Origin of the sequence: Streptomyces sp. S.PB5 (assembly GCF_030403745.1) — a bacterium.
GTDB lineage: Bacteria > Actinomycetota > Actinomycetes > Streptomycetales > Streptomycetaceae > Streptomyces.
Window position 1 is genome coordinate 730258 of sequence record NZ_JAQMWP010000001.1, and the last position, 24961, is coordinate 755218.

General features: G+C 70.7%; 22 protein-coding genes and 2 pseudogenes. 15 read left to right on the forward strand and 9 right to left on the reverse strand.

The window, feature by feature from the left end; translation table 11 throughout:
• The first annotated feature begins 59 nt into the window (after nt 1–59).
• Both PH203_RS03280 and PH203_RS03285 read left to right on the forward strand, forming a co-directional pair.
• Nucleotides 60–401, forward strand: coding sequence for a MerR family transcriptional regulator (locus tag PH203_RS03280; RefSeq protein ID WP_289915826.1), 342 nt, complete (start codon nt 60–62; stop codon nt 399–401).
• A gap of 49 nt (nt 402–450) precedes the next feature.
• Nucleotides 451–2097, forward strand: coding sequence for a cytochrome bc complex cytochrome b subunit (locus PH203_RS03285; protein ID WP_289915827.1), 1647 nt, complete (start codon nt 451–453; stop codon nt 2095–2097).
• On the opposite strand, the gene PH203_RS03290 is transcribed toward PH203_RS03285, so the two are convergent.
• Both PH203_RS03290 and PH203_RS03295 read right to left on the reverse strand, forming a co-directional pair.
• A complete protein-coding gene (locus PH203_RS03290) occupies nt 2075–3049 on the reverse strand; it encodes an acyl-CoA dehydrogenase family protein (protein WP_289915830.1) in 975 nt (324 codons plus the stop codon). The genes PH203_RS03285 and PH203_RS03290 overlap by 23 nt on opposite strands.
• Nucleotides 3049–4188: an acyl-CoA dehydrogenase family protein gene (locus PH203_RS03295; protein WP_289915833.1), complete on the reverse strand. Its 1140-nt coding sequence runs from the start codon at nt 4186–4188 to the stop codon at nt 3049–3051. Before PH203_RS03295 ends, PH203_RS03290 begins: the two co-directional genes overlap by 1 nt.
• A 70-nt stretch (nt 4189–4258) precedes the next feature.
• Here PH203_RS03295 and PH203_RS03300 point away from each other — a divergent pair, with 70 nt between their 5' ends.
• The 3 genes from PH203_RS03300 to PH203_RS03310 are packed head-to-tail and all read left to right on the forward strand — an operon-like array spanning nt 4259 to nt 6884.
• Nucleotides 4259–5050, forward strand: a complete 792-nt coding sequence (locus PH203_RS03300) for an SDR family oxidoreductase (protein WP_289915835.1) — start codon at nt 4259–4261, stop codon at nt 5048–5050.
• Nucleotides 5051–5065: 15 nt separating this feature from the next.
• Nucleotides 5066–5680 (forward strand): TetR/AcrR family transcriptional regulator, encoded by a 615-nt coding sequence (locus tag PH203_RS03305; protein ID WP_289915837.1) that lies wholly within the window; start codon nt 5066–5068, stop codon nt 5678–5680.
• A gap of 46 nt (nt 5681–5726) precedes the next feature.
• On the forward strand, nt 5727–6884 hold the full coding sequence (locus tag PH203_RS03310; protein WP_289915839.1) for an acetyl-CoA C-acetyltransferase: 1158 nt from the start codon (nt 5727–5729) through the stop codon (nt 6882–6884).
• On the opposite strand, the gene PH203_RS03315 is transcribed toward PH203_RS03310, so the two are convergent.
• From PH203_RS03315 to PH203_RS03330, 4 genes are read right to left on the reverse strand one after another with little or no spacing between them, the layout of a single operon-like run.
• A complete protein-coding gene (locus PH203_RS03315; RefSeq protein ID WP_289915841.1) occupies nt 6868–7917 on the reverse strand; it encodes a nitronate monooxygenase in 1050 nt (349 codons plus the stop codon). The two genes, PH203_RS03310 and PH203_RS03315, sit on opposite strands and share 17 nt — an antisense overlap.
• Nucleotides 7917–8636 (reverse strand): CoA-transferase, encoded by a 720-nt coding sequence (locus tag PH203_RS03320; protein ID WP_289915842.1) that lies wholly within the window; start codon nt 8634–8636, stop codon nt 7917–7919. The genes PH203_RS03315 and PH203_RS03320 overlap by 1 nt, the downstream gene beginning before the upstream one ends.
• The gene (locus tag PH203_RS03325; RefSeq protein ID WP_289915845.1) at nt 8633–9451 is read right to left on the reverse strand and encodes a CoA-transferase; all 819 of its coding nucleotides are present in this window, start codon (nt 9449–9451) and stop codon (nt 8633–8635) included. The genes PH203_RS03320 and PH203_RS03325 overlap by 4 nt, the downstream gene beginning before the upstream one ends.
• Nucleotides 9452–10195, reverse strand: coding sequence for an enoyl-CoA hydratase family protein (locus PH203_RS03330; RefSeq protein WP_289915847.1), 744 nt, complete (start codon nt 10193–10195; stop codon nt 9452–9454). It abuts the gene before it with no gap.
• Between the two features lie 54 nt (nt 10196–10249).
• Between PH203_RS03330 and PH203_RS03335 the strand changes: the two genes are divergently transcribed.
• Both PH203_RS03335 and PH203_RS03340 read left to right on the forward strand, forming a co-directional pair.
• Nucleotides 10250–11008 carry an SDR family oxidoreductase gene (locus PH203_RS03335; protein ID WP_289915848.1) on the forward strand — a complete coding sequence of 253 codons (759 nt, stop codon included), beginning with the start codon at nt 10250–10252 and terminating at the stop codon, nt 11006–11008.
• The gene (locus PH203_RS03340; RefSeq protein WP_289915849.1) at nt 10992–11897 is read left to right on the forward strand and encodes an SDR family oxidoreductase; all 906 of its coding nucleotides are present in this window, start codon (nt 10992–10994) and stop codon (nt 11895–11897) included. The genes PH203_RS03335 and PH203_RS03340 overlap by 17 nt, the downstream gene beginning before the upstream one ends.
• Nucleotides 11898–11939: 42 nt before the next feature.
• Here PH203_RS03340 and PH203_RS03345 read toward each other — a convergent pair whose 3' ends face one another.
• Together PH203_RS03345 and PH203_RS03350 are read right to left on the reverse strand one after the other, a co-directional pair.
• A complete protein-coding gene (locus PH203_RS03345; RefSeq protein WP_289915850.1) occupies nt 11940–12821 on the reverse strand; it encodes a hypothetical protein in 882 nt (293 codons plus the stop codon).
• 39 nt (nt 12822–12860) lie between these two features.
• Nucleotides 12861–13452 (reverse strand): annotated as a pseudogene (locus PH203_RS03350) (beta-galactosidase); the annotation flags it as partial.
• An 18-nt stretch (nt 13453–13470) separates the two neighbouring features.
• On the opposite strand from PH203_RS03350, the pseudogene PH203_RS03355 reads away from it, so the two are divergent.
• The 6 genes and pseudogenes from PH203_RS03355 to PH203_RS03380 form a co-directional block, all read left to right on the forward strand.
• Nucleotides 13471–13668, forward strand: a pseudogene (locus PH203_RS03355) (AraC family transcriptional regulator); the annotation flags it as partial.
• Nucleotides 13669–13836: 168 nt separating this feature from the next.
• Nucleotides 13837–14178 carry a chorismate mutase gene (locus PH203_RS03360; protein ID WP_289915852.1) on the forward strand — a complete coding sequence of 114 codons (342 nt, stop codon included), beginning with the start codon at nt 13837–13839 and terminating at the stop codon, nt 14176–14178.
• 148 nt (nt 14179–14326) lie between these two features.
• Nucleotides 14327–14914, forward strand: a complete 588-nt coding sequence (locus tag PH203_RS03365) for a response regulator (protein WP_289915854.1) — start codon at nt 14327–14329, stop codon at nt 14912–14914.
• 56 nt (nt 14915–14970) lie between these two features.
• Complete coding sequence (gene pepN, locus PH203_RS03370) at nt 14971–17475, forward strand: aminopeptidase N (protein ID WP_289915855.1); 2505 nt, start codon at nt 14971–14973, stop codon at nt 17473–17475.
• A gap of 161 nt (nt 17476–17636) precedes the next feature.
• Complete coding sequence (locus PH203_RS03375; protein WP_289915857.1) at nt 17637–19082, forward strand: aminotransferase class V-fold PLP-dependent enzyme; 1446 nt, start codon at nt 17637–17639, stop codon at nt 19080–19082.
• Nucleotides 19079–20563 (forward strand): SidA/IucD/PvdA family monooxygenase, encoded by a 1485-nt coding sequence (locus tag PH203_RS03380; RefSeq protein ID WP_289915860.1) that lies wholly within the window; start codon nt 19079–19081, stop codon nt 20561–20563. Before PH203_RS03375 ends, PH203_RS03380 begins: the two co-directional genes overlap by 4 nt.
• A 124-nt stretch (nt 20564–20687) precedes the next feature.
• On the opposite strand, the gene PH203_RS03385 is transcribed toward PH203_RS03380, so the two are convergent.
• Complete coding sequence (locus PH203_RS03385; RefSeq protein WP_289915862.1) at nt 20688–22502, reverse strand: 5'-nucleotidase C-terminal domain-containing protein; 1815 nt, start codon at nt 22500–22502, stop codon at nt 20688–20690.
• Between the two features lie 150 nt (nt 22503–22652).
• On the opposite strand from PH203_RS03385, the gene PH203_RS03390 reads away from it, so the two are divergent.
• Together PH203_RS03390 and pyk are read left to right on the forward strand one after the other, a co-directional pair.
• Complete coding sequence (locus PH203_RS03390; protein WP_289915864.1) at nt 22653–23372, forward strand: SIMPL domain-containing protein; 720 nt, start codon at nt 22653–22655, stop codon at nt 23370–23372.
• Between the two features lie 144 nt (nt 23373–23516).
• Nucleotides 23517–24953 carry a pyruvate kinase gene (gene pyk, locus PH203_RS03395; protein ID WP_289915865.1) on the forward strand — a complete coding sequence of 479 codons (1437 nt, stop codon included), beginning with the start codon at nt 23517–23519 and terminating at the stop codon, nt 24951–24953.
• Nucleotides 24954–24961 lie beyond the last annotated feature (8 nt).

The window sequence follows — 24961 nt, forward strand, 5'->3', positions numbered from 1 at the left end:
GCTGTGACGCTAGGAGCTCACATGGATGTGAGCTTCAAGTGGATGTGAGGGGGATCACGTTGAAGATCGGGGAGCTTGCCCGCGAGACCGGCGTGAGCGTACGGCTGCTGCGGTACTACGAGGAGCAGGGGCTCCTGGATGCCGGGCGTACCGCCGGCGGACAGCGGGTGTACGACGCCGGCGCGCCCCTGGTCGTACGTCGGATCCGCGTCCTCCTCGACGCCGGGCTGCCCACCCGGGTGATCCGTGAGGTGCTGGACTGCGTCTGCGGCAGCGAGGCGGAGGTCGAGCCCTGCCTGACGCCGATGCTGCTGGAGCAGCTCCAGGGGATCGAGGAGCGGATCGCGACGCTGGAGGGTTCGCGGCAGTCGCTCACGAGGCTGCTCGCCCCGTTGGCTTAGCCGTGGCGCCGTGCCACGCTGGGCTGATCCGACGGGGAGGCGACGACGTATGGACGGCGCACGATCGGGGAACGAGCCGCGGGGGCGGAGCCGGGGGGACGCCCGCGGGGGTGGGGAGAAGCTCGCCGACTGGGCGGACGGACGGCTGGGGCTGTATGCGCTGGCCAAGGCCAATATGCGCAAGGTCTTTCCGGACCACTGGTCGTTCATGCTCGGCGAGGTCTGCCTCTACAGCTTCATCGTGCTGATCCTCACCGGGATCTATCTCACCCTGTTCTTCGAGCCCAGCGGTGTCGAGGTCGTCTACAACGGCTCGTACGAGCCCCTCAACGGGGTAGTGATGACCCGGGCGTTCGAGTCCACGCTGGACATCAGCTTCGATGTGCGCGGTGGGCTGCTGATCCGGCAGATCCATCACTGGGCGGCGCTGGTCTTCGTCACCGGGATGCTCGTGCACATGATGCGGGTGTTCTTCACGGGCGCCTTCCGCAAGCCGCGCGAGCTCAACTGGGTGTTCGGCTGGACCCTGTTGATGCTCGGCATCATCACCGGCCTGACCGGCTACTCCCTCCCCGACGACCTGCTCTCCGGCACCGGTATCCGCTTCGCCCAGGGGGCGATCCTGTCGGTGCCGATCGTGGGGACGTATCTGTCGTTCTTCCTGTTCGGCGGGGAGTTCCCGGGCGACGACATCATCCCGCGGCTGTTCCCCGTCCATGTCCTGCTGCTGCCCGGGATCATGCTGGGGCTGGTGGTCGCGCATCTGATCCTGGTCTTCTACCACAAGCACACGCAGTATCCGGGGCCCGGCCGGGACCAGAAGACGGTCGTCGGTATGCCCTTCCTGCCGGTGTACATGGCGAAGGCGGGCGGCTTCTTCTTCCTCGTCTTCGGGGTGCTGGCGGTGATGGGCGGGATCGCCCAGATCAACCCCGTGTGGGCGTTCGGGCCGTACCGGGCGGACCTCGTGACCACCGGCGCTCAACCGGACTGGTACCTCGGCTTCTCCGAGGGGCTGATCCGGGTGATGCCGGGATGGGAGATCAACGCCTGGGGCCACACGCTCCAGTTGGGCGTCTTCATCCCCTTCGCTCTCTTCCCGCTGATCCTGCTCGCCCTCGGTGTGTATCCCTTCGTCGAGGCGTGGATCACCGGTGACAAACGCGAGCACCACATCCTGGACCGGCCGCGCAACGTGCCGGTGCGGACGGGCCTTGGGGTGGCCTGGCTGAGCCTGTACGTGGTGCTGCTGATCGGTGGCGGCAACGACATCGTGGCCACGCATCTGCATCTGTCCATCAACGCGATCACATGGTTCGTACGGATCTCGGTGTTCGTGGTGCCGGTGCTCGCGTTCATCGTGACGAAGCGGATCTGTCTGGGGCTTCAGCGGCGGGACCGGGACAAGGTGCTGCACGGGCGGGAGACCGGCACGATCAAACGGCTGCCGCACGGCGAGTACGTCGAGATCCACGAACCCCTGGCGCAGGAGGTCCTGCACACGCTCACCCAGCACGAGCAGAACCCGCCGTACGAGATCGGGCCGCTCGTCGACGCGAACGGGGTGCGGCGGCCGGTGACCGCCTCCATGAAGCTGCGGGCTCGGCTGGCCCGGGTGATGTTCGGGCCGGAGACACGGATCGCGAAGCCGACGGTGGCGGAGTACCGGGAGGTCACCAGCGGCGATCACCACTGAGGAGGACGGTGGTCCGGCACTCGTCGGGGGTGCCCCAGGCGGTGCGCAGGGCGCGGGCCTTGGTCAGCCACAGCGACAGGTCGTACTCGGCGGTGTAGCCGATCGCGCCGTGCAGCTGGAGTGCGGTGCGGGCGGTGGCGTACGCGGCCTCGCAGGCGGTGACCTTCGCGGCGGCGATGTCCTCCTCCGTCATGGTCAGGGCGGCGCCCAGGAGCAGGGGGCGGGCGAATTCCAGGGCGATCCTCGCGTCGGCGAGCCGGTGCTTGACCGCCTGGAACGAGCCTATGGGGGCGCCGAACTGGGTGCGCTGTTTCACGTGGGCGACGGTCCGGTCGAGGAGTGCGAGTCCGACGCCGAGGGCTTGGGCGGCGGTGGTGAGGCGGGCCAGCTGGAGGGCTGAGGACAGGGACGGTGGATCGGTGGCGAGGAGTTCGCCCTGGTGGGGGGTGGCGGGGAAGAGGCGGCGGGCGGGGTCGAGGGAGGGGGAGGGCGGGCTCGACGGTGGGGGAGCGAGACGGAGTTCGGGCGTCGACAGGCTGAGGCGCACCTCCGTCACGTCCGCGTCGAGTGCGTACGGCCCGATGGCCAAGGTCGCCAGTGACTCGCCCGAGGCCAGCGCCGGCAACAGGCGCTTCGCCGGGCCCTGGTCGTCAAGGCCCGCCAGCAGCACCGCCGCCGCCACCGTCTCCGCCAGCGGGCCGGGGACCGCATGCCTGCCCAACTCGACGAAGGCGAGCGTGAGTTCCACCGGGCGCAGCCCCAGGCCCTCGTACGCCTCCGGCACCGCCAGTGCGAACACCCCGGCCTGCGCGACACGGGACCACAACGCCCGTCCGCTCGTATGCTCCCCGCGGCTCCACTCCCGTATCACCGCCGGAGTGTCCGCCGCCGTCAGCATCGCGTCCAGGGAGGCCGTGAACGCCCGCTGTTCGGCGTCGATCAGGAACCGCATCAGCGGCGTCCTTTCGGCAGGCCGAGCAGGCGCTCGGCGATGATGTCGCGCTGGATCTCGTTGGTGCCCGCGTAGATGGGGCCGGCGAGGGAGAAGACGTAACGCTCGGACCAGTCGGTGTCCGCCAACTCACCCTCGGGGCCCAGGAGATCGAGGGCCGTCTCCGTCAGGGCGATGTCGTACTGCGACCAGAAGACCTTGTTGAGGCTGGACTCCGGGCCCAGGGACTCGCCGTCGAGGAAGCGGGAGGCGGCCGCGTGGGTGAAGAGCTGGTAGGCGCGGGCGCCGATGAGGGCGTCGGCCACGCGGGTTGCCGGCTCCACCGGGCTGCCCTTCTCCCTCCAGAGCGCGTGGAGCCGGGTCGCCGCCGCCAGGAAACGGCCGGGTGAGCGCAGCTTCAGGCCGCGTTCGTTGCCCGCGGTCGACATCGCGATCCGCCAGCCCTGGCCCGGCTCGCCGATCACGTCCTCGTCCGGTACGAACACCTCGTCCAGGAAGAGTTCCGCGAAGGCCGGCTTGCCGTCGAGGCGGGCGATCGGGCGGACCGTCACGCCGGGCGCGGTCAGGTCGAACATCAGGTACGTCAGGCCCTGGTGGGGCTTCGGAGTCTTTGGATCGCTGCGGAACAGGCCGAACGCGCGGTCCGCGAACGCCGCCCGCGACGACCACGTCTTCTGGCCGCTCAGCAGCCAGCCGCCGTCCGTACGGACCGCCTTCGAGCGCAGGGACGCCAGGTCCGAACCCGCCTCCGGCTCCGACCACGCCTGCGCCCAGATCACCTCGCCGACGGCCATCGGCGGCAGCACACGCGCGCGTTGTTCCCGTGTGCCGTGGTCGAAGAGGGTCGGGGCGAGCAGGCTGATGCCGTTCTGGTTGACACGGCCCGGCGCCCCGGCGGCGTAGTACTCCTCCTCGAAGAGCAGCCAGCGGACCAGCCCCGCGTCCCGGCCGCCGTACTCCGCCGGCCAGTCGACCACCGACCAGCGGTCCGCTGCCAGTTCGGCCTCCCACCCGCGGTGGGCCGCGAAGCCCTCCGCCGTCTCCAGGGAGGGGAGGGGCTCCGCGGGGACGTGGGCGCTCAGCCAGGCGCGGGCCTCCGCCCGGAAGGCCTCCTCTTCCTCGGTGAAGGCGAGATCCATCGGCTCCAGCCCTTCGACGACGCGTCGTCCATGCTTCCCTAACAAGTGTTTGGTAGGTTAGCGTGGCCCCATGACAGGCGTCGAGAGTCCGGCGTACGAGCCGGGGCACGGGCTGCTGACAGGCCGCACCGCCGTCATCACCGCCGCGGCCGGAGCCGGCATCGGCGGTGCGACCGCGCGGCGCTTCCTGGAGGAGGGCGCGCGCGTGCTGATCAGCGATGCGCATGCGCGGCGGCTCAAGGAGCACGAGGCCCGGCTGGCCGGGGAGTTCGGGGAGGCGGCGGTGAGTGCCGTCGCCTGTGACGTCACCGACGAGACACAGGTCCAGGCGCTCTTCGAGGCTGCCGTACGGGCCCATGGGCGGCTGGACGTCGTGGTCAACAACGCCGGGCTCGGCGGGACTTCGCCCCTCGTCGACATGTCCGACGAGCAGTGGTCCCGTGTCCTGGACGTCACCCTCAACGGCACCTTCCGGTGCACCCGGGCCGCCCTGCGGCTGATGCGCGACTCCGGCCGGGGCGGGGTCGTCGTCAACAACGCGTCCGTCGTGGGCTGGCGCGCCCAGGCCGGGCAGGCGCACTACGCGGCCGCGAAGGCGGGAGTCATGGCGCTGACGCGGTGTGCGGCTCTGGAGGCGGCCGAGTTCGGGGTGCGGGTCAACGCCGTGGCGCCGAGTCTCGCCATGCATCCGCACCTCGTGAAGGTGACCACCCCCGAGCTGCTGGAGGAGCTGACCGCGCGGGAGGCGTTCGGGCGGTACGCCGAACCCTGGGAGGTGGCCAACGTGATCGTGTTCCTGGCGTCCGGCTACTCCTCGTACATGACCGGGGAAGTCGTCGCCGTCAGCAGCCAGCACCCCTAGGGCCAGAATGATGCCGTGCCGACCAAGAAGAAACCCCAGGTGACCCCCGCCGCGCCCGCCCGCCGCCGGGAACTCCTCGACATCGCCGCCGAGGTCTTCGCCGAGCAGGGCTACAACGCCACCACCGTCCGCAAGATCGCGGACCAGGCGGGCATGCTCGCGGGCAGCCTCTACTACCACTTCGACTCCAAGGAGTCGATGCTCGAGGAGATCCTGCGGACCTTCCTCGACGAGCTCTGGGGCGGCTACGACGCCGTCCTGGGCGCCGAACTGGGGCCGCGGGAGACCCTCGAAGCCCTGGTCACCGAGTCGTTCCGGGAGATCGACCGGCACCGCGCCGCCGTCGCGATCTACCAGAAGGAGAGTCGGCAGCTGGTCGCGCAGGAGCGGTTCGCGTTCCTCGCCGACTCCCAGCGCCGGTTCGAGAAGGCGTGGCTGTCCACGCTGGAGCGCGGGGTCGCGGCCGAGGTCTTCCGGGCCGACCTCGACGTCCGGCTCACCTACCGCTTCGTGCGCGACACCGTCTGGGTCGCCGCGTCCTGGTACCGGCCCGGCGGACAGCACAGCCCGGAGGAGATCGCCCGGCAGTACCTGTCGATGGTGCTGGACGGGATCGCCGTACGCGAATGACCCCCATCAGGTGCCTTATCAAGCCCTTTCACGCGAGGGAGTTGTCATGGCCGAGGCCTACATAGTCGAAGCGGTGCGGACGCCGGTCGGGCGGCGGGGCGGTGGGCTCAGCGGGGTCCATCCGGCCGACCTCGGCGCGCATGTCCTCAAGGAGCTCGTCGGACGGGCGGGGGTGGATCCGGGGGCCGTCGAGGACGTCGTCTTCGGATGCCTCGACGCCGTCGGGCCGCAGGCCGGGGACATCGCGCGGACCTGCTGGCTGGCGGCCGGACTGCCCGAGGAGGTACCGGGCGTGACCGTGGACCGGCAGTGCGGGTCCTCGCAGCAGGCCGTGCACTTCGCGGCGCAGGGCGTGCTGTCGGGGACGCAGGACCTGGTGGTCGCGGGCGGTGTGCAGAACATGTCGATGATCCCCATCGCCTTCGCGACCCGGCAGGCCGCCGAGCCGCTGGGGCTCACACAGGGCCCCTTCGCGGGGAGCGAGGGCTGGCAGGCGCGGTACGGGGGCAAGCCGGTGAACCAGTTCGCCGGCGCCGAGATGATCGCCGCGAAGTGGGGGATCAGCCGGCAGGACCAGGAGGAGTTCGCGCTGCGGTCCCATCAGCGGGCGGTGCGGGCCATCGACGAAGGGCGGTTAGAGCGGGAGACCGTGGCGTACGGGGACGTCACCGTCGACGAGGGGCCACGCCGGGACACCTCACTGGAGAAGATGGCCGGGCTGAAGCCGGTCATCGACGGCGGCACCATCACGGCCGCCTGCTCCTCCCAGGTCTCCGACGGGGCGGCGGCCATGCTGCTGGCCTCCGAGCGGGCGGTGCGGGAGCACGGGCTCACACCACGCGCGCGCGTCCACCATCTGTCGGTGCGCGGCGAGGACCCCATCCGTATGCTCACGGCCCCCATCCCGGCCACCGCCCACGCCCTGAAGAAGACCGGCCTGTCCATCGACGCCATTGATCTGGTCGAGATCAACGAGGCTTTCGCGCCGGTGGTGTTGGCATGGCTGAAGGAGACGGGCGCGGACCCGGAGAAGGTCAACGTCAACGGGGGTGCCATCGCCCTCGGCCATCCGCTGGGCGCGACGGGCGTCAAGCTGATGACGACGCTGCTGCACGAACTGGAACGCACGGGCGGCCGGTTCGGGCTGCAGACCATGTGCGAGGGCGGGGGGCAGGCGAACGTGACGATCATCGAGCGGCTCTGAGGGCCTCGAGCACGTCACCGGCCTCCTTCATGATCCGCTCCACCAGTTCCGCGCACGACGGCAGGTCGTCGATCACCCCGGCGACCTGCCCGGAGGCCATGACCCCGAGATCCGTACGGCCCTCCACCATCGCCGACCTGAGAAGCATGGGGGTGCTGGCGGCGAGGAGGACCTGGCTCCAGGTGAGGTTCTTGCCGTGCCTCATGGCGAGGCCGTCGTGGAGCATCTGACGCCAGGTGAGCCCGGACAGACGGCGGAAGGCGGCGGCGTGCCGCAGAGCCCGCAGCAGGGTCCCGGCGCGGCCGGAGTTCTCCAGCCCGGTCACCAGATCCGTCCGCAGCATGCGGTGCGGCAGGCCGTCCACCGCCCGGGTCACCGTCACGTCCCTCGCCGTCGCCGCGAGATAGCGGGCCTTCACCGCGTCCGGCACCGTCGAGTCCGACGTCAGCAGGAAGCGGGTGCCCATCGCGACGCCCGCCGCCCCGTAGGCCAGCGCCGCCACCAGTCCCCGCCCGTCGAAGAAGCCGCCCGCCGCCACGACCGGGATGTCCACCGCGTCGACCACCTGCGGCAGCAGTACGGTCGTCGCCACCTCGCCGGTGTGGCCGCCGCCCTCCCCGCCCTGCACGATCACCGCGTCCGCGCCCCACGCCGCGACCTTCTCGGCATGCCGCCTGGCCCCGACGGACGGGATGACCACGAGGCCCGCCTCCTTGAGCTCGGCGATCAGCCCGGGGGAGGGAGCGAGGGCGAAGGACGCCACGCGCACCCCCTCCTCGATCATCACGCGCACCCGGTCGGCGGCGTCCGCCGCGTCGGCGCGGAGGTTGACCCCGAAGGGCGCGTCCGTACGGGACTTGACCTCGCGGATCGCCTTGCGGAGCTCGTCGAGGGTCATCGTCGCCGAGGCCAGGATGCCCAGCGCGCCCGCGTTCGCCGTGGCCGACACCAGGCGGGGGCCCGCGACCCAGCCCATCCCGGTCTGCACGACCGGGTGGCGGACGCCGACGAGCCGGGTGAGTGCCGTGTCCATCAGGCGGCGACCTCCCGGGCGCGGTGGCCGGCCGGGTCGAGCACCTCGCGGATCAACCGCAGTTCCTCCGCGGTGGGTTCGCGGGTGTACGGCACCTCGGCGGGGATGCCGAGCGTGAAGCCCGTCGCCTCCACCACCTGCTCCACGGTCACCCCGGGGTGCAGCGAGGCCAGCCGCATCGAGCGGTCCGGGGTCGCGAAGTCGAGGACGCCGAGGTCGGAGACGACCCGTGGGATGCGGTGGAAGCGGGCGCCGGCCGCGTGGTCGTAGCCCACCCCGCACACCATGTCGACCTTCTCCACGAAGACCCGCCGGGAGTGCCTCGGCACCCAGTAACTCGTCGGGTTGTTCAGGGTGTTGACCGGCGCGCCCCGCACCCCGAGCAGCTGCCGCTTCGGCCGCTCCCAGTCGCCGATGCAGGAGATGTTCTGGTTGCCGTACCGGTCGAGCTGGCTCGCGCCCATCATCACGTGCCGCCGCCCGCCGGTGACCAGGGCCAGATGCTGCCGGTACGGCAACCAGCCCTCGACCGTGCCGTCCGGCCGGACCAGCAGTGCCTCGCCGTCCGTCAGCAGCAGGTCGGGGGCGAAGGTGAGCCGGGCGAGACGGGCGCCGACGGAGGGGATCAGACCCATGGGACTGGCGAGGATCTCACCGCCGCCCCGCCATGCCTCGGCGCAGGCGATCACGCAGTACTCGGCGCGGGTGACCCCGGTCATGCCCCCTCCTCCAGGTACCGTGCCGCGAACTCTGGCCAGGGAGTGGTCGCGTACACCTTCTGCGCGGCCTCGTCCCGGCCGTAGTCCGGCGCGCAGGACGTGAAGTGCGCCCCGTTCGGGGCCTCGACGACACCGGTGACGGTGTGCCGTTTGACCAGCAGCGACTGCGGTGCCGCCTCCTTCGTCAACTCCGCCGTGTCGACGACCCGTTCGCACGACAGGTACGCCGTGTCGGCCGCCTCGCAGAAGAGGTCGTCGAAGTAAGGATCCGGGCCCAGACACTGCCCGTTGCCCAGCCGGTCGGCGCGGTTGACGTGGACCAGGGCCGCGTCCAGGCGCAGCGCGGGCATCGCGACGAACGTCTCGCCGTCGGCGTACGGCGAAGTCACCGTCCGCAGGCCGGGGTTGACGCGCATGACGTCGGAGCCGAGCCCCGCCCGCACGGGGAGGAAGGGAAGCCGGTGCGCGGCGGCCCGCAGGCCCCACATGAACATCGCCTCGTCGATCTCCGTCAGCTCGAAGGCGCCGGCCTCGCGGGCCGCCCGGTAGTTAGGCTCCAGGGGGATCGAGTCGAGGGTGACGAAGGCGGCGACGAGCTTGCGGATCCGACCGGCCGCGGCGAGCATGCCGACGTCCGGGCCGCCGTACGAGACGACCGTGAGGTCGGTGATCTCCGACCGGAGCAGGGCCCTGACCAGGGCCATCGGTTTGCGGCGCGAGCCCCAGCCGCCGATGCCGAGGGTCATGCCGCTGTGCAGCCGGGACACGGCCTCGTCGGCGGTCATGGTCTTGTCGGCCGTGTTCGCGCCGCTCATCTAACGGCCCTCCTTTCCGAAACGGTCACGGATGCGGTCGGCGACCCCGGCGGCGGACGCCTCATAGGTGAAGCCCTGCTCGAAGCGGTAGCTGCGGCGGACGTCGACCGGGTCGATGCCGTTGATGGCGGCCTTGGCGAGGCGGAGCAGCTCCCCGTCCTTGGCGGCGATCTCGGCCGCCAACTCCAGGGCTGCTGTGCGGAGTTCGGCGCGCGGCACGACCCGCCACACCGAACCGTGCGTGTGCAGCTCGGCCGCGGAGGCCGTGCGGGAGGTGAAGTACAGGGTTCGCATGAGGTGTTGGGGGACCAGCCGGGCCAGATGTGTGGCGGCGCCCAGCGCGCCCCGGTCCAGTTCGGGCAGTCCGAAGACCGCGTCCTCGCTGGCCACGATCGCGTCCGCGTTGCCGACGAGCCCGATGCCACCGCCCAGACAGAAGCCCTGCACCGCCGCGACGACCGGCACCTCGCAGTCGTACACCGCCGAAAAGGCCTCGTGGCAGCCGCGGTTGGCGCCGACGAGCGCCGAAGTCCCCTGTGCCTGGATCTCCTTGATGTCCACGCCCGCGTTGAACCCACGCCCTTCGGCGGCCAGGACGACGCACCGCACCGCCGGGTCGCGGCCCGCCGTGCGCACCGCGTCGGCGAGGGCGAACCAGCCGTCCACCGGCAGCGCGTTCACCGGCGGGACGTCGACCGTGACGAGACGGATCCCCTTTTCCGGGGACGAGGTGGAGACACCCATAGCCGCATCAGCTACCTTTCCACCAAACGTTTGTTAGGTGGAGGGTAGCGGCGAATGGAGCTGAAGGGGAGGGTCGCGGTCGTCACGGGCGGCACACGCGGGGTGGGCGCCGGGATCACGCAGGCGTTGGTGCGGGCGGGCGCGGAGGTCGTGGTGTGCGCGCGCAGGCCACCCGAAGTACCCCTGGGAGGAGCCGAGTTCATACCCGTGGACCTGCGGGACCCGGCCGCCGTACAGGCCTTCTTCGCCGAACTGCCCCGCGTCGACGTCCTCGTCAACAACGCGGGCGGCGGCCCGTACCGTCTGCTGGCCGACGCGGCACCCGAACGGCACGCCCGGGTGATCGAGCTGAACCTTCTCACACCGCTCACCGCTTCCCTCGCCGCGTACGAGCACCTGCGGCGCGCGAAGGGCTCCGTCGTGATGATCGGCAGCGTCAGCGGCAGCCGGCCCTCGCCCGGGTCGGCGGCGTACGGGGCGGCGAAGGCCGGACTGGAGAACCTGGCGCGGTCGATGGCGGTGGAGTGGGCGCCGGACGTGCGCGTGAACACGCTGGTGGTCGGCATGGTGCGCACGGAGCTGGCGCACCTCCACTACGGCGGCCGGGACGGGGTCGCCGCCGTGGCCGCCACCGTCCCCCTCGGACGCCTCGCCGAGCCCTCGGACGTCGGATCCGCGGCCGTCTTCCTCGCCTCGGACGCCGCCGCGTACATCACCGGGGCGTCCCTGCTGGTGCACGGGGGAGGGGAGCGGCCCGCGTTCCTGGACGCGGCAACTGTCAACAAGGAGGCCGGAGTTGAGCGGAATCTGTGACGGGCGGACCGTGATCGTCACCGGGGCGGGCCGGGGACTCGGCCGGGCGCACGCCCTCGCGTTCGCCGCCGAGGGGGCGCGGGTCGTCGTCAACGACCTCGGGGTCGGCCTCGACGGGGCGCCCGGACCCGACAGCCCCGCCGCGCACGTCGCCGCCGAGATCCGCGCGGCGGGCGGCGAGGCCATCGCGCACGGCGGGGACATCGCGACGACCGAAGGGGCGGCCTCCCTGATCGCCGCCGCGCTGGAGACGTACGGCCGACTCGACACCCTCGTCAACAACGCCGGGTTCCTGCGCGACCGGATGCTCGTCAACCTCGACGAGGACGACTGGGACGCGGTGATGCGGGTCCATCTCAAGGGCCACTTCCTGCCGCTGAGACACGCCGCCGCGTACTGGCGGGGGGAGGCGAAGGCGGGACGTGCGCCGGTGGCCCGGGTCGTCAACACCAGCAGCGGGGCGGGGCTGTTGGGCTCGGTCGGCCAGGGGAACTACAGCGCGGCGAAGGCGGGCATCGTCGGCCTGACGCTGGTGGCTGCGGCCGAGCTCGCCAGATACGGGGTCCAGGTCAACGCCATCGCCCCGGCGGCACGCACCCGGATGACGGAACACGCCTTCGCCGACACCATGGCGGCGCCGGAGACCGGCTTCGACGCGATGGCCCCGGAGAACGTCTCCCCGCTCGTGGTGTGGCTGGGATCGGCGGGCAGCGCCGGGGTGAGCGGGCGCGTCTTCGAGGCGGAGGGCGGCCGGATCACCGTGATGGAGGGCTGGCGGGCGGGCCCGAGCGCGGACAAGGGCGCGAGGTGGACGGCGGCGGAAGCGGGAGACACGGCACTGCGACTGCTGGCGGAGGCGGAGACCCCGGGACAGGTGTACGGGGCATAGATACGTGGCCTGGATACGGGGCCTGGAAACGCCCGCCGGCTCTCACGTGTCGCACTCCAGCACCGTCCGGCACACCGCGCACCGCGCCCGCATCCGGCCCTTCACCGGGACCCTGATCCGCTGGTGGCAGGTAGGGCAGGGAAAGGAGACCCGCAGCCCTCCGGCGCCCCCGTCCGGTGTGAAGGCGTACCGCGCGTCGGGATGCGGGGCATGGGCCCGCCGGTCGCGCGCGTACCGGCGCCGGCCCGCCCACCCGGCCGCGGTCAGCGGCGGCTGCTGCTCGTCCTCCCGGGCCCGCGCCATCCCCTTCACATACGCCGTATAGGCCTGCGGACTGGTGAACCACACCGACGGATCCTCCCCGAACACCAGCGCCCGCTTGGCCAGCACGTACCCGAACTCCTCCGGCGTCAGATACCCCAGCTTCTGCGAGGACGCCGAGTCCTCCCGGTACGCGTCGAGCAGCAGCCACCCCGCCCCCAGATACGTCGTCGCCGTGTCCGTGAGGATCTCGTTCTCCCGCAGCCCCGGGAACGACAGCCCGAGCCGATGCAGATAGACATGCATCACCTCGTGCGCCAGCGCCGCCCCGATGTCCCGCCGATGGGTCCGGAAACGGTCGTTGAGCTCGACGAAGTACTCGGGCCCCGCGGCCAGTTCGACGTTCGCCGCGTGCGTCATCTCCCGGAAGCCGACGATCAGCCGCGCGTCCGGCAGCCGGTAGTGCCGCACCAGCTCCCGGGCCACCCGCTGCGCCCCCAGATAGAGATCGTCCGTGTCGCAGAACGCCACGTCGGCCGGGGCCACGCTCGTCGCGAAGGTCTGGACGGTGTCGTACGACAGCCGTTTCCAGAGCGCCGTGATCGAGTCCCGCACCGTCTCCAGATGCGGGTAGCCGTGCTCGACCGGTCCGTCGTTCGCCACGCCCGTACCCCCACAAGACGCCCTGAACCCGGTTCCACTCTACGAGGCCGCGGGCGGAATTTCCCCGGCGGTACGAGCCGCGCGCAGGCGCGGGCCGCCGCCGGCCGCGGGCGCCTCGTCCAGTTCCAGCAGCCACACCGCGTTGTCCCCGTCCCACAGCACCGGCCCCGGCACGTACGGCGAGTGCTGCGGCCCCACGTTCCAGTACCGGCCGAGGCCGAATCCGTTGATCCACACGAAGCCCCGCCCCCACCCGGACAGTTCGAGCACCGCGTCCCCCGCGCCCCGCACGGTGAGGGAGCCCCGACACAGGCCCGGGCGCGATCACCGGCGAGCGGCCGGAAGGCCACCCCCTCGACGTCCTCCAGGGCGTCCAACCGCAGCCCACGCGCGCGTACCCCGTGCAGAAACCGCCGCTCGTGCAGCAGCCCCCGGTGATCCCCTTCGCCTCCCCGGTCCGCGGCCCGTAATTGACCGGCCCCAGCGACTCCACCCACAGCTCCACGCACGCGTGCCCGGCGACCGGCTCCTTCAGCCGCTCGTCCGCCTCGGTCAGCACCCCGGCCCGCTCCCCGTCGACGTACACCACCGCCAAGTCCCGCAGCCCGCGCGCGATCAGCGGATACGGCTGCCCAACTGCGCGGGCATCGAACTCCCCGTCGCCGCCGTCACCCGCCGCGTCGGCTACGACGACCCCGCCTACTTCTCCCGCCTCTTCACCCGCCGAGTCGGCACCGTCCCCACCCGCTTCCGCACCCGACAGGGCCGCACCGTCCACGGCGGCTGGACCGACCAGGTCCCGGACCCGGCCGATCCGCCACGCATTCCGGGGCTGGGAAGGGTGTAGGGCTCGGGGGCGGCGGTCGCGCCGAGTTCGGCTGGGCCGGCCCGACGGCCGTACCGGCCGCCCCTGCGCGCCCCCGCCGGCAGCGATCCGTACCGGCCGACCTCCCCGCGCACCCTCCTCCACCGCGCCCGACAGGTGCCCCGCGGGCACCCCGTAGGGTTGTCGCTCATGACCACCAGCAACAACGGAAACGGTGACGTCGACCCCGCCGTCCGCGAGGAACTCGCGCGGTTGCGGGACAGCATCGACAACATCGACGCGGCAGTCGTCCACATGCTCGCCGAGCGCTTCAAGGCCACGCAGCAGGTCGGCCACCTCAAGGCCCAGCACCAGCTGCCGCCCGCCGACCCGGCCCGGGAGGCCCGGCAGATCGAGCGGCTGCGGACCCTCGCCGAGAACGCCAAGCTCGACCCGGCGTTCGCTGAGAAGTTCCTGAATTTCATCATCGCCGAGGTGATCCGCCATCACGAGCGGATCGCGGAGGACACGGTCAACGGGGCCACGCCGTAAGCGAACCGACCTCGTACGACGGCATAAAGGCGTGACAGGCGCGCCCGCGCGGGGCATGCTGCGCTGTGCACTCCTTGTCAGCTGACGAGCACTCCGCGTCAGCGATTCGGACCTAAGCTGGTTGTCCCATGCGGAGGGACGTCGGGCCATGCCGTCGGATGCCAAGATCCTCATCGTCGACGACCATGAGGACACGCTGTACGCACTGGAGAGCGCCCTCGCCCCGCTGGGGTACCGGCTCAGCCGCGCCACCAGCGGCGACGAGGCGCTCAAGCAGGTGCTCCGCGGACAGGTCGGCCTGCTGCTCCTCGACGTCCGCATGCCCGGCGTCAGCGGCCTCGACGTCGTCCGCTACATGCGCCGCCTGGAGCAGACCCAGCACATCCCCGTCATCCTGCTCACCGGCTTCGGACTCGACCAGGAACTCACCGCCGCCGCCTTCGGCCTGGGCGTCGCCGACCTGATCACGAAACCCATCGACCCCTGGGCCCTGCGCACCAAGGTCCGCTACCTCTACGACGCCCACCGACGCCACCTCGCCCTGGCGGCGGAGATCCGCGAACTGCGCGCCCTCGTCAAGGACCACCAGGATCCCGAAGGCCATCAAGATCCCCAGGTCCACACCGAGGCCGCCGACCGCCTCCCGCGCCCCGTCCTGCCCCACCCCGACACCCGCGTCCCGCTGCAGCGCGCACAACAGGCGCACGACGCCGGCCTCGAACAGGACCGGACATAGGGCGCGTACCGATCCGCCCCTGTGCCGCGCCTTTCCCATCAGGCAGCATGTCGTCCATGTCCGTACTGACGCGCGACGAAGCGCAGACCCGATCCAAGCTCCTCGACGTCCACCGGTACACGATCGACCTCGATCTGACCACCGGCGACGACACCTTCGACTCGCACACCGTCATCCGCTTCAGCGCCCGCACGGACGCGGACACCTTCGTCGAGCTCAAGCCCGCCGAACTGCGCTCCGCCACCCTCGACGGACACCCCCTCGACCCCGAGAGCCTCGACGGCGACCGGCTGCCCCTGAAGAACCTCACCGCCGGCGAACACGAACTCCGCGTCGACGCGGCCATGCGCTACTCCCGCACCGGCGAGGGCATGCACCGCTTCACCGACCCCACCGACGGCGAGACCTACCTCTACTCGAACCTGTGCATGGACGACGCCCAGCGCGTCTTCGCCGTCTTCGACCAGCCCGACCTCAAGGCCGTCTTCGAGCTCACCGTCAAGGCCCCCGAGAACTGGACCGTCCTCGCCAACGGCATCACCGAACACCTCGGCGACGGCCGCTGGCAGGCCGCCCCCACCCCCCTCATCTCCACCTACCTCGTCGCCCTCGCCGCCGGACCCTGGCACTCCGTCACCACCGAACACCGCGGCCTGCCCTTCGGCATCCACTGTCGCCGCTCCCTGGCCCCGTACCTCGACGCGGACGCCGACGAACTGTTCGAGATCACCAAGCAGTGCTTCGACCGCTACCACGAGAAGTTCGACGAGCCCTACCCCTTCGACTCCTACGACCAGGCGTTCGTCCCCGAGTTCAACGCCGGCGCCATGGAGAACCCGGGACTCGTCACCTTCCGCGACGAGTTCGTCTACCGCTCCGCCGTCACCGACACCGAACGGCAGACCCGGGCCATGGTCATCGCCCACGAGATGGCCCACATGTGGTTCGGCGACCTCGTCACCCTGCGCTGGTGGGACGACATCTGGCTCAACGAGTCCTTCGCCGAGTACATGGGCTACCACACCCTCACCGAAGCCACCCGATTCGCGGGCATCTGGGCCGACTTCGGCGTCGCCCGCAAGGCCTGGGGCTACGAGGCCGACCAGCGCCCCTCCACCCACCCCGTCGCCCCCGACCCCGAGCTGGTGCCCGACACCGCCTCCGCCATGCTCAACTTCGACGGCATCTCCTACGCGAAGGGCGCCTCCGCCCTGCGCCAACTCGTCGCCTGGCTCGGCGAGAAGGACTTCCACGCCGGCATCAACACCCACTTCGCCCGGCACAAGTTCGCCAACGCCACCCTCGCCGACTTCATCGACTCCCTCGCGAGCAGCACCGAACGCGACGTCCACGCCTGGGCCGAGACCTGGCTGCGCACCACCGGCGTCGACACCCTCCGCCCCGTCGTCACCCGCGGCGACGACGGCGTCCACGTCCTGCAGGTCGAACACGACGGCGGCCGCCCGCACCGCATCTCCGTCGGCCTCTACGACCGGGCCTTGGCCGATAATGCAGCGGACGAAGGCCGCCACCTCGTCCTGCGTGAGCGTCTCGACCTCGACATCCCACAGACCGCGCCCCAGCCCATCGGCAAGCGCCCCGCCCTGCTGCTCCTCAACGACGGCGACCTCACCTACGCGAAGGTCCGCTTCGACAGCCACTCCTTCGAAACCCTCCGCGACTGCCTCTCCGGCCTCCCGGACCCCCTCACCCGCGCCGTCGTCTGGAACGCCCTGCGCGACTCCGTCCGCGACGGCGAACTCGCGCCCACCGCCTATCTGGAGGCGGCCCGCACCCACCTGCCGCACGAGACCGACCTCGCCCTCGTCCAGGGCGTCCTCGCCTTCGCCGTGGTCCAGGTGGCCGACCGCTACGTCACCCCCGAAGACCGTCCGGCAGCCCTCAGCACCCTCACCTCCCTCTGCCGCGACCTCATCCGCCGCACCGAGGACGGCGACAACCCGGGCCTGCGCCTCATCGCCGTACGCCACTTCATCGACGTGGCCGCCCACCCGGACACCATCGCCGCCTGGCTCGCCGACGGCACCGTCCCCGGCGGCCCCGAACTCGACCCCGAACTCCGCTGGCGCGTCCTCGCCCGCCTCGCCGTCCTCGGCGCCACCGACGAGGCGGCCATCACCGCCGAACTGGACCGCGACCCCTCCGCCACCGGCCAGGAAGGCGCCGCCCGCTGCCGCGCGGCCCTCCCCGACCCGGAGGCCAAGGAGCGGGCGTGGGAGGCGATGTTCACCCACGACGACCTCTCCAACTACCTGTTCATCGCCGCCGCCCAGGGCTTCTGGCAACCCGAACAGGCCGATCTGGTACGGGAGTACATCCCCCGCTACTTCAAGGACGCCGTGGCCCTCGCCACCCGCCGCAGCCCCGCCGTCGCCGACGCCGCCGGCCGCTGGGCCTTCCCCGTCCACGCGGTGGACGCCGACACCCTGAGCCTGGGCGAGGCCTGTCTGCGCGACGCCGAACCCACCCCGGCCCTGCGCCGCCGGCTCGCCGACCAACTCGACGACCTGGCAAGGGCGTTGCGCGTGCGGGAGGCATAGCCCCCAGGGGTCCGCGAGGCACGGCACCTCGCGGACCCCGACACGCTGTCCCCGCACGGAAGTACCCCTTTTCGGGTCTGGATCGTTGAACTTTTCGGGCGCGCCCACGCAACCGCGTACAAGCTGGAACTCCCCCCGCCTCGGCGCCCCGGAGGACGACCATGAGTACGCCACCACTTGCGTCGGGTCCCGCGGGCCCGCAGGCCCTGGGCCCGCTGCTGGAGACCACCCTCGACGCGGTGCGGGACGGCACGAGGCGACGCGGGGGCCCCTTCCCGGCAGGAGGCCCGGCGGAGGTCGCGGCACGGCTACGGCACGCGCTGGGCGACGTACTGCCGGAGGAGGGCGACCCGGAGGCACTACGGCTCCTGGTGCGGGCGCTGGCGGAAGGCTCGGCCGACCCGGCGGACCCGTTGTGCGCCGCGCACCTCCACTGCCCACCGCTGGCGGTCGCGGCGGCGGCAGATCTGGCAGCAAGCGTTCTCAACCCGTCTTTGGATTCATGGGATCAGGCACCAGCGGCCTCGGAGCTGGAAGAGCTGGTGACACGGTCACTTGCAACCGAGGTCTATGCCGACGTGCCCGGGGGCGCGGGGCTGTATCGATTTGCGGCTCCGCCGCGGGGCGCGACCAGCCACGATGCATCCGCACCCAACAACGCACCCGATGCCCTGGTGACAACGGGCGGCACCGAATCGAACCAACTGGCACTTCTACTGGCCAGAGAAACCCTGGACGCCGGAGTCCGCCTGGTCTGCGGAGCCAACGCCCACCACTCCCTGCCCCGCGCCGCCTGGTTGCTCGGGTTGCCCGACCCGGTGATCATCCCCGCCCCCGCAGGAACCCTGGACCCCACCGCCCTGGACGCGGCCCTGAGCAAGCTCCCCGGCCCCCACCTCGTCGCAGCCACCGCAGGCACCACAGACGCCGGCCTCATCGACCCCCTCCCCGAGATCGCCGCCGTCTGCCAAACCCACCGCGCCCGCCTGCACATCGACGCCGCATACGGCGGCGGGCTCCTCTTCAGCGACAGTCAGAGAGCCAAGCTCACCGGCATCGGCGCAGCCCACACCGTGACCCTCGACCTGCACAAACTCGGCTGGCAACCCGTCGCCGCGGGGATCCTCGCCGTTCGCGAGCGCAGCGACCTCGCCGCCCTCCACCAGCGCGCCGACTACCTCAACGCCGACGACGACACCGAGGCCGGCCTCCCCGACCTCCTCGGCCGCTCCCTCCGCACCACCCGCCGCCCCGACGTCCTGAAGATCGCCGTCACCCTGAAAACGCTAGGCCGGACGGGACTTGGCGCCCTGGTCGACCAAGTCTGCGCCCGCGCACGGGAGTTCAGCGACCTCATCGCCGCTCACCCCCGCTTCGAGCTCTACGACACCCCCACCATCAGCACCGTCCTGTTCCGCCCCGCACACGCGACGGACGACGACATCGCAGCCGTACGCCGAACCCTCCTCGCCACCGGCCGCGCAGTCCTCGGCCGCGCCCGTCTCGACGGCCGCCTCTGGCTCAAGGCGACGATCCTCAACCCCCACACCCGGCCCGACGACCTGGCCGCCCTGCTGAAACTCGTGGAAGGAACCACCCCCAGATGACCCCCACCCCCACCTCCGGCCCCACCCCCACCTCCGGCCCCGCCTCCACGCCCGCCCCCGCACCCGGCCACGGCGCCACCCCGCAGCACCACGAGCCCGACGCCCCCCGCGACCTCGTCGGCATCGGCATCGGCCCCTTCAACCTCTCCCTCGCCGCCCTCGCCCACCCCCTCGCCGAACTCGACACCGTCTTCTACGAACAGCGCCCCACCTTCGACTGGCACCCGGGCCTCCTCATCGACGGCGCCAGAATCCAAGTCCCCTTCCTCGCCGACCTGGTGACCCTCGCCGACCCCGCCAGCCCCTGGACCTTCCTCAACTACCTCAAGAGCCGCGACCGGCTCTTCCCCTTCTACTTCGCCGAGCGCTTCCACATCCAGCGCGCCGAATACGACGCCTACTGCCGCTGGGTCGCCGAGAGCCTCCCCGGACTCCACTTCGCCCACCAGGTCGACGCCGTCCGCTGGAACCCCGAACGCGACCTCTTCGAGGTCGACTTCACCCAGCTCGACACCGACGGAGAAGCCGAGGCCCTCGGGCGGACGTACACGAAGAACATCGTCCTCGGTGTCGGCACCGAGCCCTACATCCCCGAACCCCTCAAGCCCCTCGTCGAGGCCACCGGCGTGCCCGTCATCCACGCCGCCGACTACCTCGCCCACCGCGACGCGTTCCTGCGCGCCGAACACATCACCGTCGTCGGCACCGGACAGTCCGGCGCCGAGATCTTCCTCGACCTGCTCCGCGAGCGCCCCGCGGGCCGCGAAGGCCTCCACTGGCTCGGCCGCACCGAGGCCTTTGCCCCCATGGAGTACTCCAAGCTCGGCCTGGAACACTTCACGCCCGACTACACCCGCTACTTCCACGCCCTCCCCGAAGCCGAACGCGACCGCCTCGTCGCCTCCCAATGGCAGCTCCACAAAGGCATCGACGCCGACACCATCGCCGCCATCCACGACGAGCTCTACCGGCGCACCCTGCACGGCGGCTGGCCCGACACCACCCTCACCCCCGGCGTCCGCGTCCGCACCGCGGGCCGTGTCGCCACCACCAAGGTCGAGCTCCATCTGGAACACACCGAGCAGAACACCCGCTCCCGCCTCACCACCGAGGCCGTCGTCCTCGCCACCGGCTACCGCGAACGCCCCCTGGACCGCATCCTCGCCGGCCTCGACCCGTACCTGCGCCGCGACAGCCGCGAACGCCCGCGCGTGGACGAGCAGTTCCGCTTCGTCCTCGACCCGTCCGTCACCGGCTCCGTCTACGTCCAGAACGCCCGACGCCACACCCATGGCGTCGGCACCCCCGACCTCGGCCTCGCCGCCTGGCGCAGCGCCACTATCCTCAACTCCGTCACGGAGAAGGACACCTACCCCCTGCCCACCCGAACCGCCTTCACCACCTTCGGCCTCGACCAGCAGCCCCTGATCCCGGCCGCCCGACAGGCACCGGCACTCACCCCCCTGGTGCAAGGCCGCTGAGAAGACGTGCCACGGCATAAAACGCGCACAAATAACGCACAAATAACGCATAAACCGCACAAAAACATCGACGACGCCGGCGCTGAGTCGGCGCCGACGCCGTCGATCCGTCATACCCGGAGCGCTAGAAGACGGGCGTACCGTTCCGCGTCAGCTTCCAGTCCACCGCCGCGAAGTCGGCCGGGTTCAGCACACCCTTCGCGGTCACCCACTCCGCGATCCGGGTGCGGATCTCCGTCGACTCCGCCCACAGCTGGGTCGCCGACGCCACGTGCGGGAACGCACCGCCACCGTTGGCACGGTAGTTGTTCACCGCGAACACGAACCGCTGAGCGTCGTCCAGCGCCGCACCGTTGTACGTCACGTTCTTGATCCGCGAACCCGCGGCCTGCGCGATGTCGATCTCGTACTGCAGCCCCGACACATAGTCGTAGTTGTAGTCCGGCCGGCCGTTCGCGTTCGTCAGCTTGTCCACCTCGACCGCCGCGCCCGCCGGAGTCTGCACGAAGTACTCCGCCGAGTACTCCAGGTACGCCTTGATCTGCGCACCCGTCAGCAGCTTCGCCACCAGCGTGTTGTCGTACACGTACAGGCTCGACAGATCCCGGATCGTCACCTTGCCGGCCGGGATCTCCGACGTCCGCGAGAACGGCGACGCCTGCGAGATCACCGGCAGCGAGGCGTACTCCGTGCCCGCCAGCGCCGCCTTGACCACGTCCTCCTGGACCTTCGTGATCAGGTCGATGATCGGGGCGTCCTTGTAGCGGGCCTCGACCGTCGTCAACGTCTCGGTGGCCGTGCCGACGACCTGGTTGACGTACTTCACGACGATGTCGTGGTCGTCCTTCAGCAGCTTCGTGATCTTCGGGTCGTCCGCGACCGTCTTCGAGTCACGCACCGTCGCCTTCACCGACTCGACCGTCCAACGGCCCTTCGCGAAGACCAGCTCGAAGTCGAACAGGGTCAGCCGCTGCGCGAAGCACAGCGGCTCCGACAGGACGACCGTCTTGCCGGTCTTCTCGTTGGTGACCAGCAGCTCCGCGATCTCGGTGTGCGCGTGACCGACCAGGATCGCGTCGATACCGGGCACCTGCTGCGCCACCAGCGCCGAGGAGTTCTCGATGTACGGCAGCTGGTCACCGTACGACGAAGTGCCGGACGAACCGGAGTGCGCCGACACGACGACGACATCCGCACCCATGGAGCGCAGCTTCGGCACCCACTTCGCGGCCTGCTCCTCCAGACCGGGGAACACCAGCTTGCCGTCGACGTACGCCTTGTCCCAGATCGCGATGCCCGGGTTGGTCAGGCCGAGGACGGCCACCTTGACCGGCGGGAGGCCGGGCGGGCAGAACTTCTTGATGAAGTAGGGCGGGAAGGCCGGCTTCAGCGTCTTCGCGTCCAGCGCGTTCGCACCCAGCAGCGGGAAGTCGCACTGGTCCTCGAACTTGCGCAGCGTCTCGATGCCGTAGTTGAACTCGTGGTTGCCCAGGGCCACCGCGTCGTACCCGATCGCGTTCATCGCCGCGGCCATCGGGTGGACCGGACCACCGGGGGCGGTGATCGGGTCCACCTTCGCGTAGTAGTACGTCAGCGGCGTGCCCTGGATCGTGTCGCCCGCGTCGATGAGCAGCGTGTTGCGGCGGCCCTTCTCCTCGCGCACCTGGTTCACCAGGGTCGAGACCCGCGCCAGCCCCTTCGCGTTGCCCTTGGCGTCCGAGAACTCCGTGTCCTTGAAGTAGTCCCAGTTGAAGATGTTGCCGTGCAGATCGGTCGTGCCCATCACCGTCAGGGAGTACCGCTTCGCGGGCTTCCGCCCCGTCCCGGCCGCCGACGCCTCCGCGGCCTCGGCCGCAGGAGCCCCCACGGCACCGGCCAGCGCGACGCCCGCACCGGTCACGGCGGACTTCTCCAGGAACTTCCTGCGGTTCAACGGCATGTCTCGATCTCCTCGGGGAACGGTCAACAACGCGCGTAGATTCTGACCCGCACATGGTGAGCGGCAACACCCCCTACAGGTTTCGATCTGATGACCCGACCTGTGACCTGCCGCGCCTACAAACCCCCAAGAAGTGACAGAGTGGGTCGTATGACCACACCACCTGCGGACGAACCCCAACCCTTTGTGCCCTACGGCACACCCGACGCCCCCCGCATCGCCGTCCGCGGCGAAGCCCACCTCGAAGTCGACCCCGAGATCGCCCGCATCGGCGTCAGCATCGCCGCCCGCGGCAAGGACCGCCGTACCGCCCTCGACGACCTCACCCGCCGCAACGCCACCGTCCTCGACCTCATCAAGACCTACGGCGACGCGGTCGAGCGCCTGGAGACCGGCGCCTTCTCCCTCACACCCCAGCTCAAGGAGAAAGGCCGCGGCGAACGCGTCCACGCCTACCACGGCCACGTGCACGTCACCGCCGAACTGACCGACTTCACGGCACTCGGCGAACTCACCACCCGCCTCGCCGACCTGGACCTCACCCGCGTCGACGGACCCTGGTGGGCACTGCGCCCCGACTCCCCGGCCCACCGCCAAGCCCGCCGGCAGGCCGTGAAGGAAGCGGTCCAAAGGGCCCGCGAATACGCGGAAGCCCTCGGCACCACACTGGCCGCCCTCGTGGAACTCGCCGACATCGGCGCCGAGAACGCCCAGCCCTACGCCCCCGCCGCGTCCGGCGCCCGCATGCGCTCCATGGCCTACGCCGCAGCCGAGGACACCGCCGCCGCCCCTCTCGACCTCGAACCCCAGCGCCAACACGTCCACGCCCAGGTCAACGCCCGCTTCACCATGGCACCACCACAGCTGTGACACGCTCAGAATTCACTGCAGCGAACGCTCATCGGAGCACCCCGCCGCACAATTCAACACTTGTCAATAACCCGTCACCCAAAGGTTGTTGAGTAGTCACCCCCACCCAAATCTCTACCGGCGGGTAAGGCCTAGGGTCGAAATATGCGCCGAGCAAAGATCGTCTGCACCCTGGGCCCCGCCACCGACTCGTACGACCAGATCAAGGCACTGGTCGAAGCCGGAATGGACGTGGCCCGCTTCAACCTCAGTCACGGCAGCTACGCCGAGCACGAGGAGCGCTACCAGCACGTCCGCAAGGCCTCCGACGAGACCGGCCACAGCGTCGGCATCCTCGCCGACCTTCAAGGTCCGAAGATCCGCCTCGGCCGCTTCACCGAAGGCCCCGTACTCCTTGAACGCGGCGACACCTTCACCATCACCGTCGAAGAAGGCGCAGAAGGCGGCCGGCAGTCCTGCGGAACCACATACGCCGGACTCGCCGACGACGTCACCACCGGCGAACGCATCCTCGTCGACGACGGCAAGGTCTGCCTCGAAGTCACCGCCGTCGACGGACCCCGCGTCCACACCGCCGTCGTCGAAGGCGGCATGGTCTCCGACAACAAGGGCCTCAACCTGCCCGGCGTCGCGGTCTCCGTCCCCGCCCTGTCCGAGAAGGACGAGGCCGACCTGCGCTGGGCCCTGCGCACCGGCTTCGACGTGATCGCCCTGTCCTTCGTCCGCTCCGGACGCGACATCGAGGCCGTCCACCGGATCATGGACGAGGAAGGACGCCGCCTCCCCGTCATCGCCAAGGTCGAGAAGCCCCAGGCCGTCGACGCCATCGAGGGCATCGTCGCCGCCTTCGACGGCATCATGGTCGCCCGCGGCGACCTCGGCGTCGAGATGCCCCTGGAGCAGGTCCCCATCGTCCAGAAGCGTGCGATCAAGCTGGCCAAGCGCAACGCCAAGCCCGTCATCGTCGCCACCCAGATGCTCGACTCGATGATCGACAACTCCCGCCCGACGAGGGCCGAGGCATCGGACGTCGCGAACGCGGTCATCGACGGCACGGACGCCGTGATGCTGTCGGGAGAGACGAGCGTCGGCAAGTACGCCGTCGAAACCGTGCGCACGATGGCCAAGATCGTCGAAGCGGCCGAGGAGGACATCCTCGCCAAGGGCCTCCCGCCCCTGACCGAACGCAACAAACCCCGCACGCAAGGCGGCGCGGTGGCGCGAGCGGCGGCGGAGATGGGGGACTTCCTGGGCGCGAAGTTCCTGGTCGCGTTCACACAGTCCGGTGACACGGCTCGCAGGCTCTCCCGCTACCGCTCCCCGATCCCGCTGCTGGCCTTCACCCCGGAGCCGGCGACGCGCTCCCAGCTGAACCTCACGTGGGGTGTGGAGACGTTCCTGGGCCCACAGGTGGAATCCACCGACGCGATGGTCGACCAGGTGGACGAACTGCTCCTGAAGTACGGCCGCTGCCAGAAGGGCGACGTCGTGGTGATCACGGCCGGTTCGCCGCCCGGGGTCGCCGGGGCGACGAACATGGTCCGCGTGCATCACATCGGGGAGGACGACAGTCCCAAGTAGGGGATGAG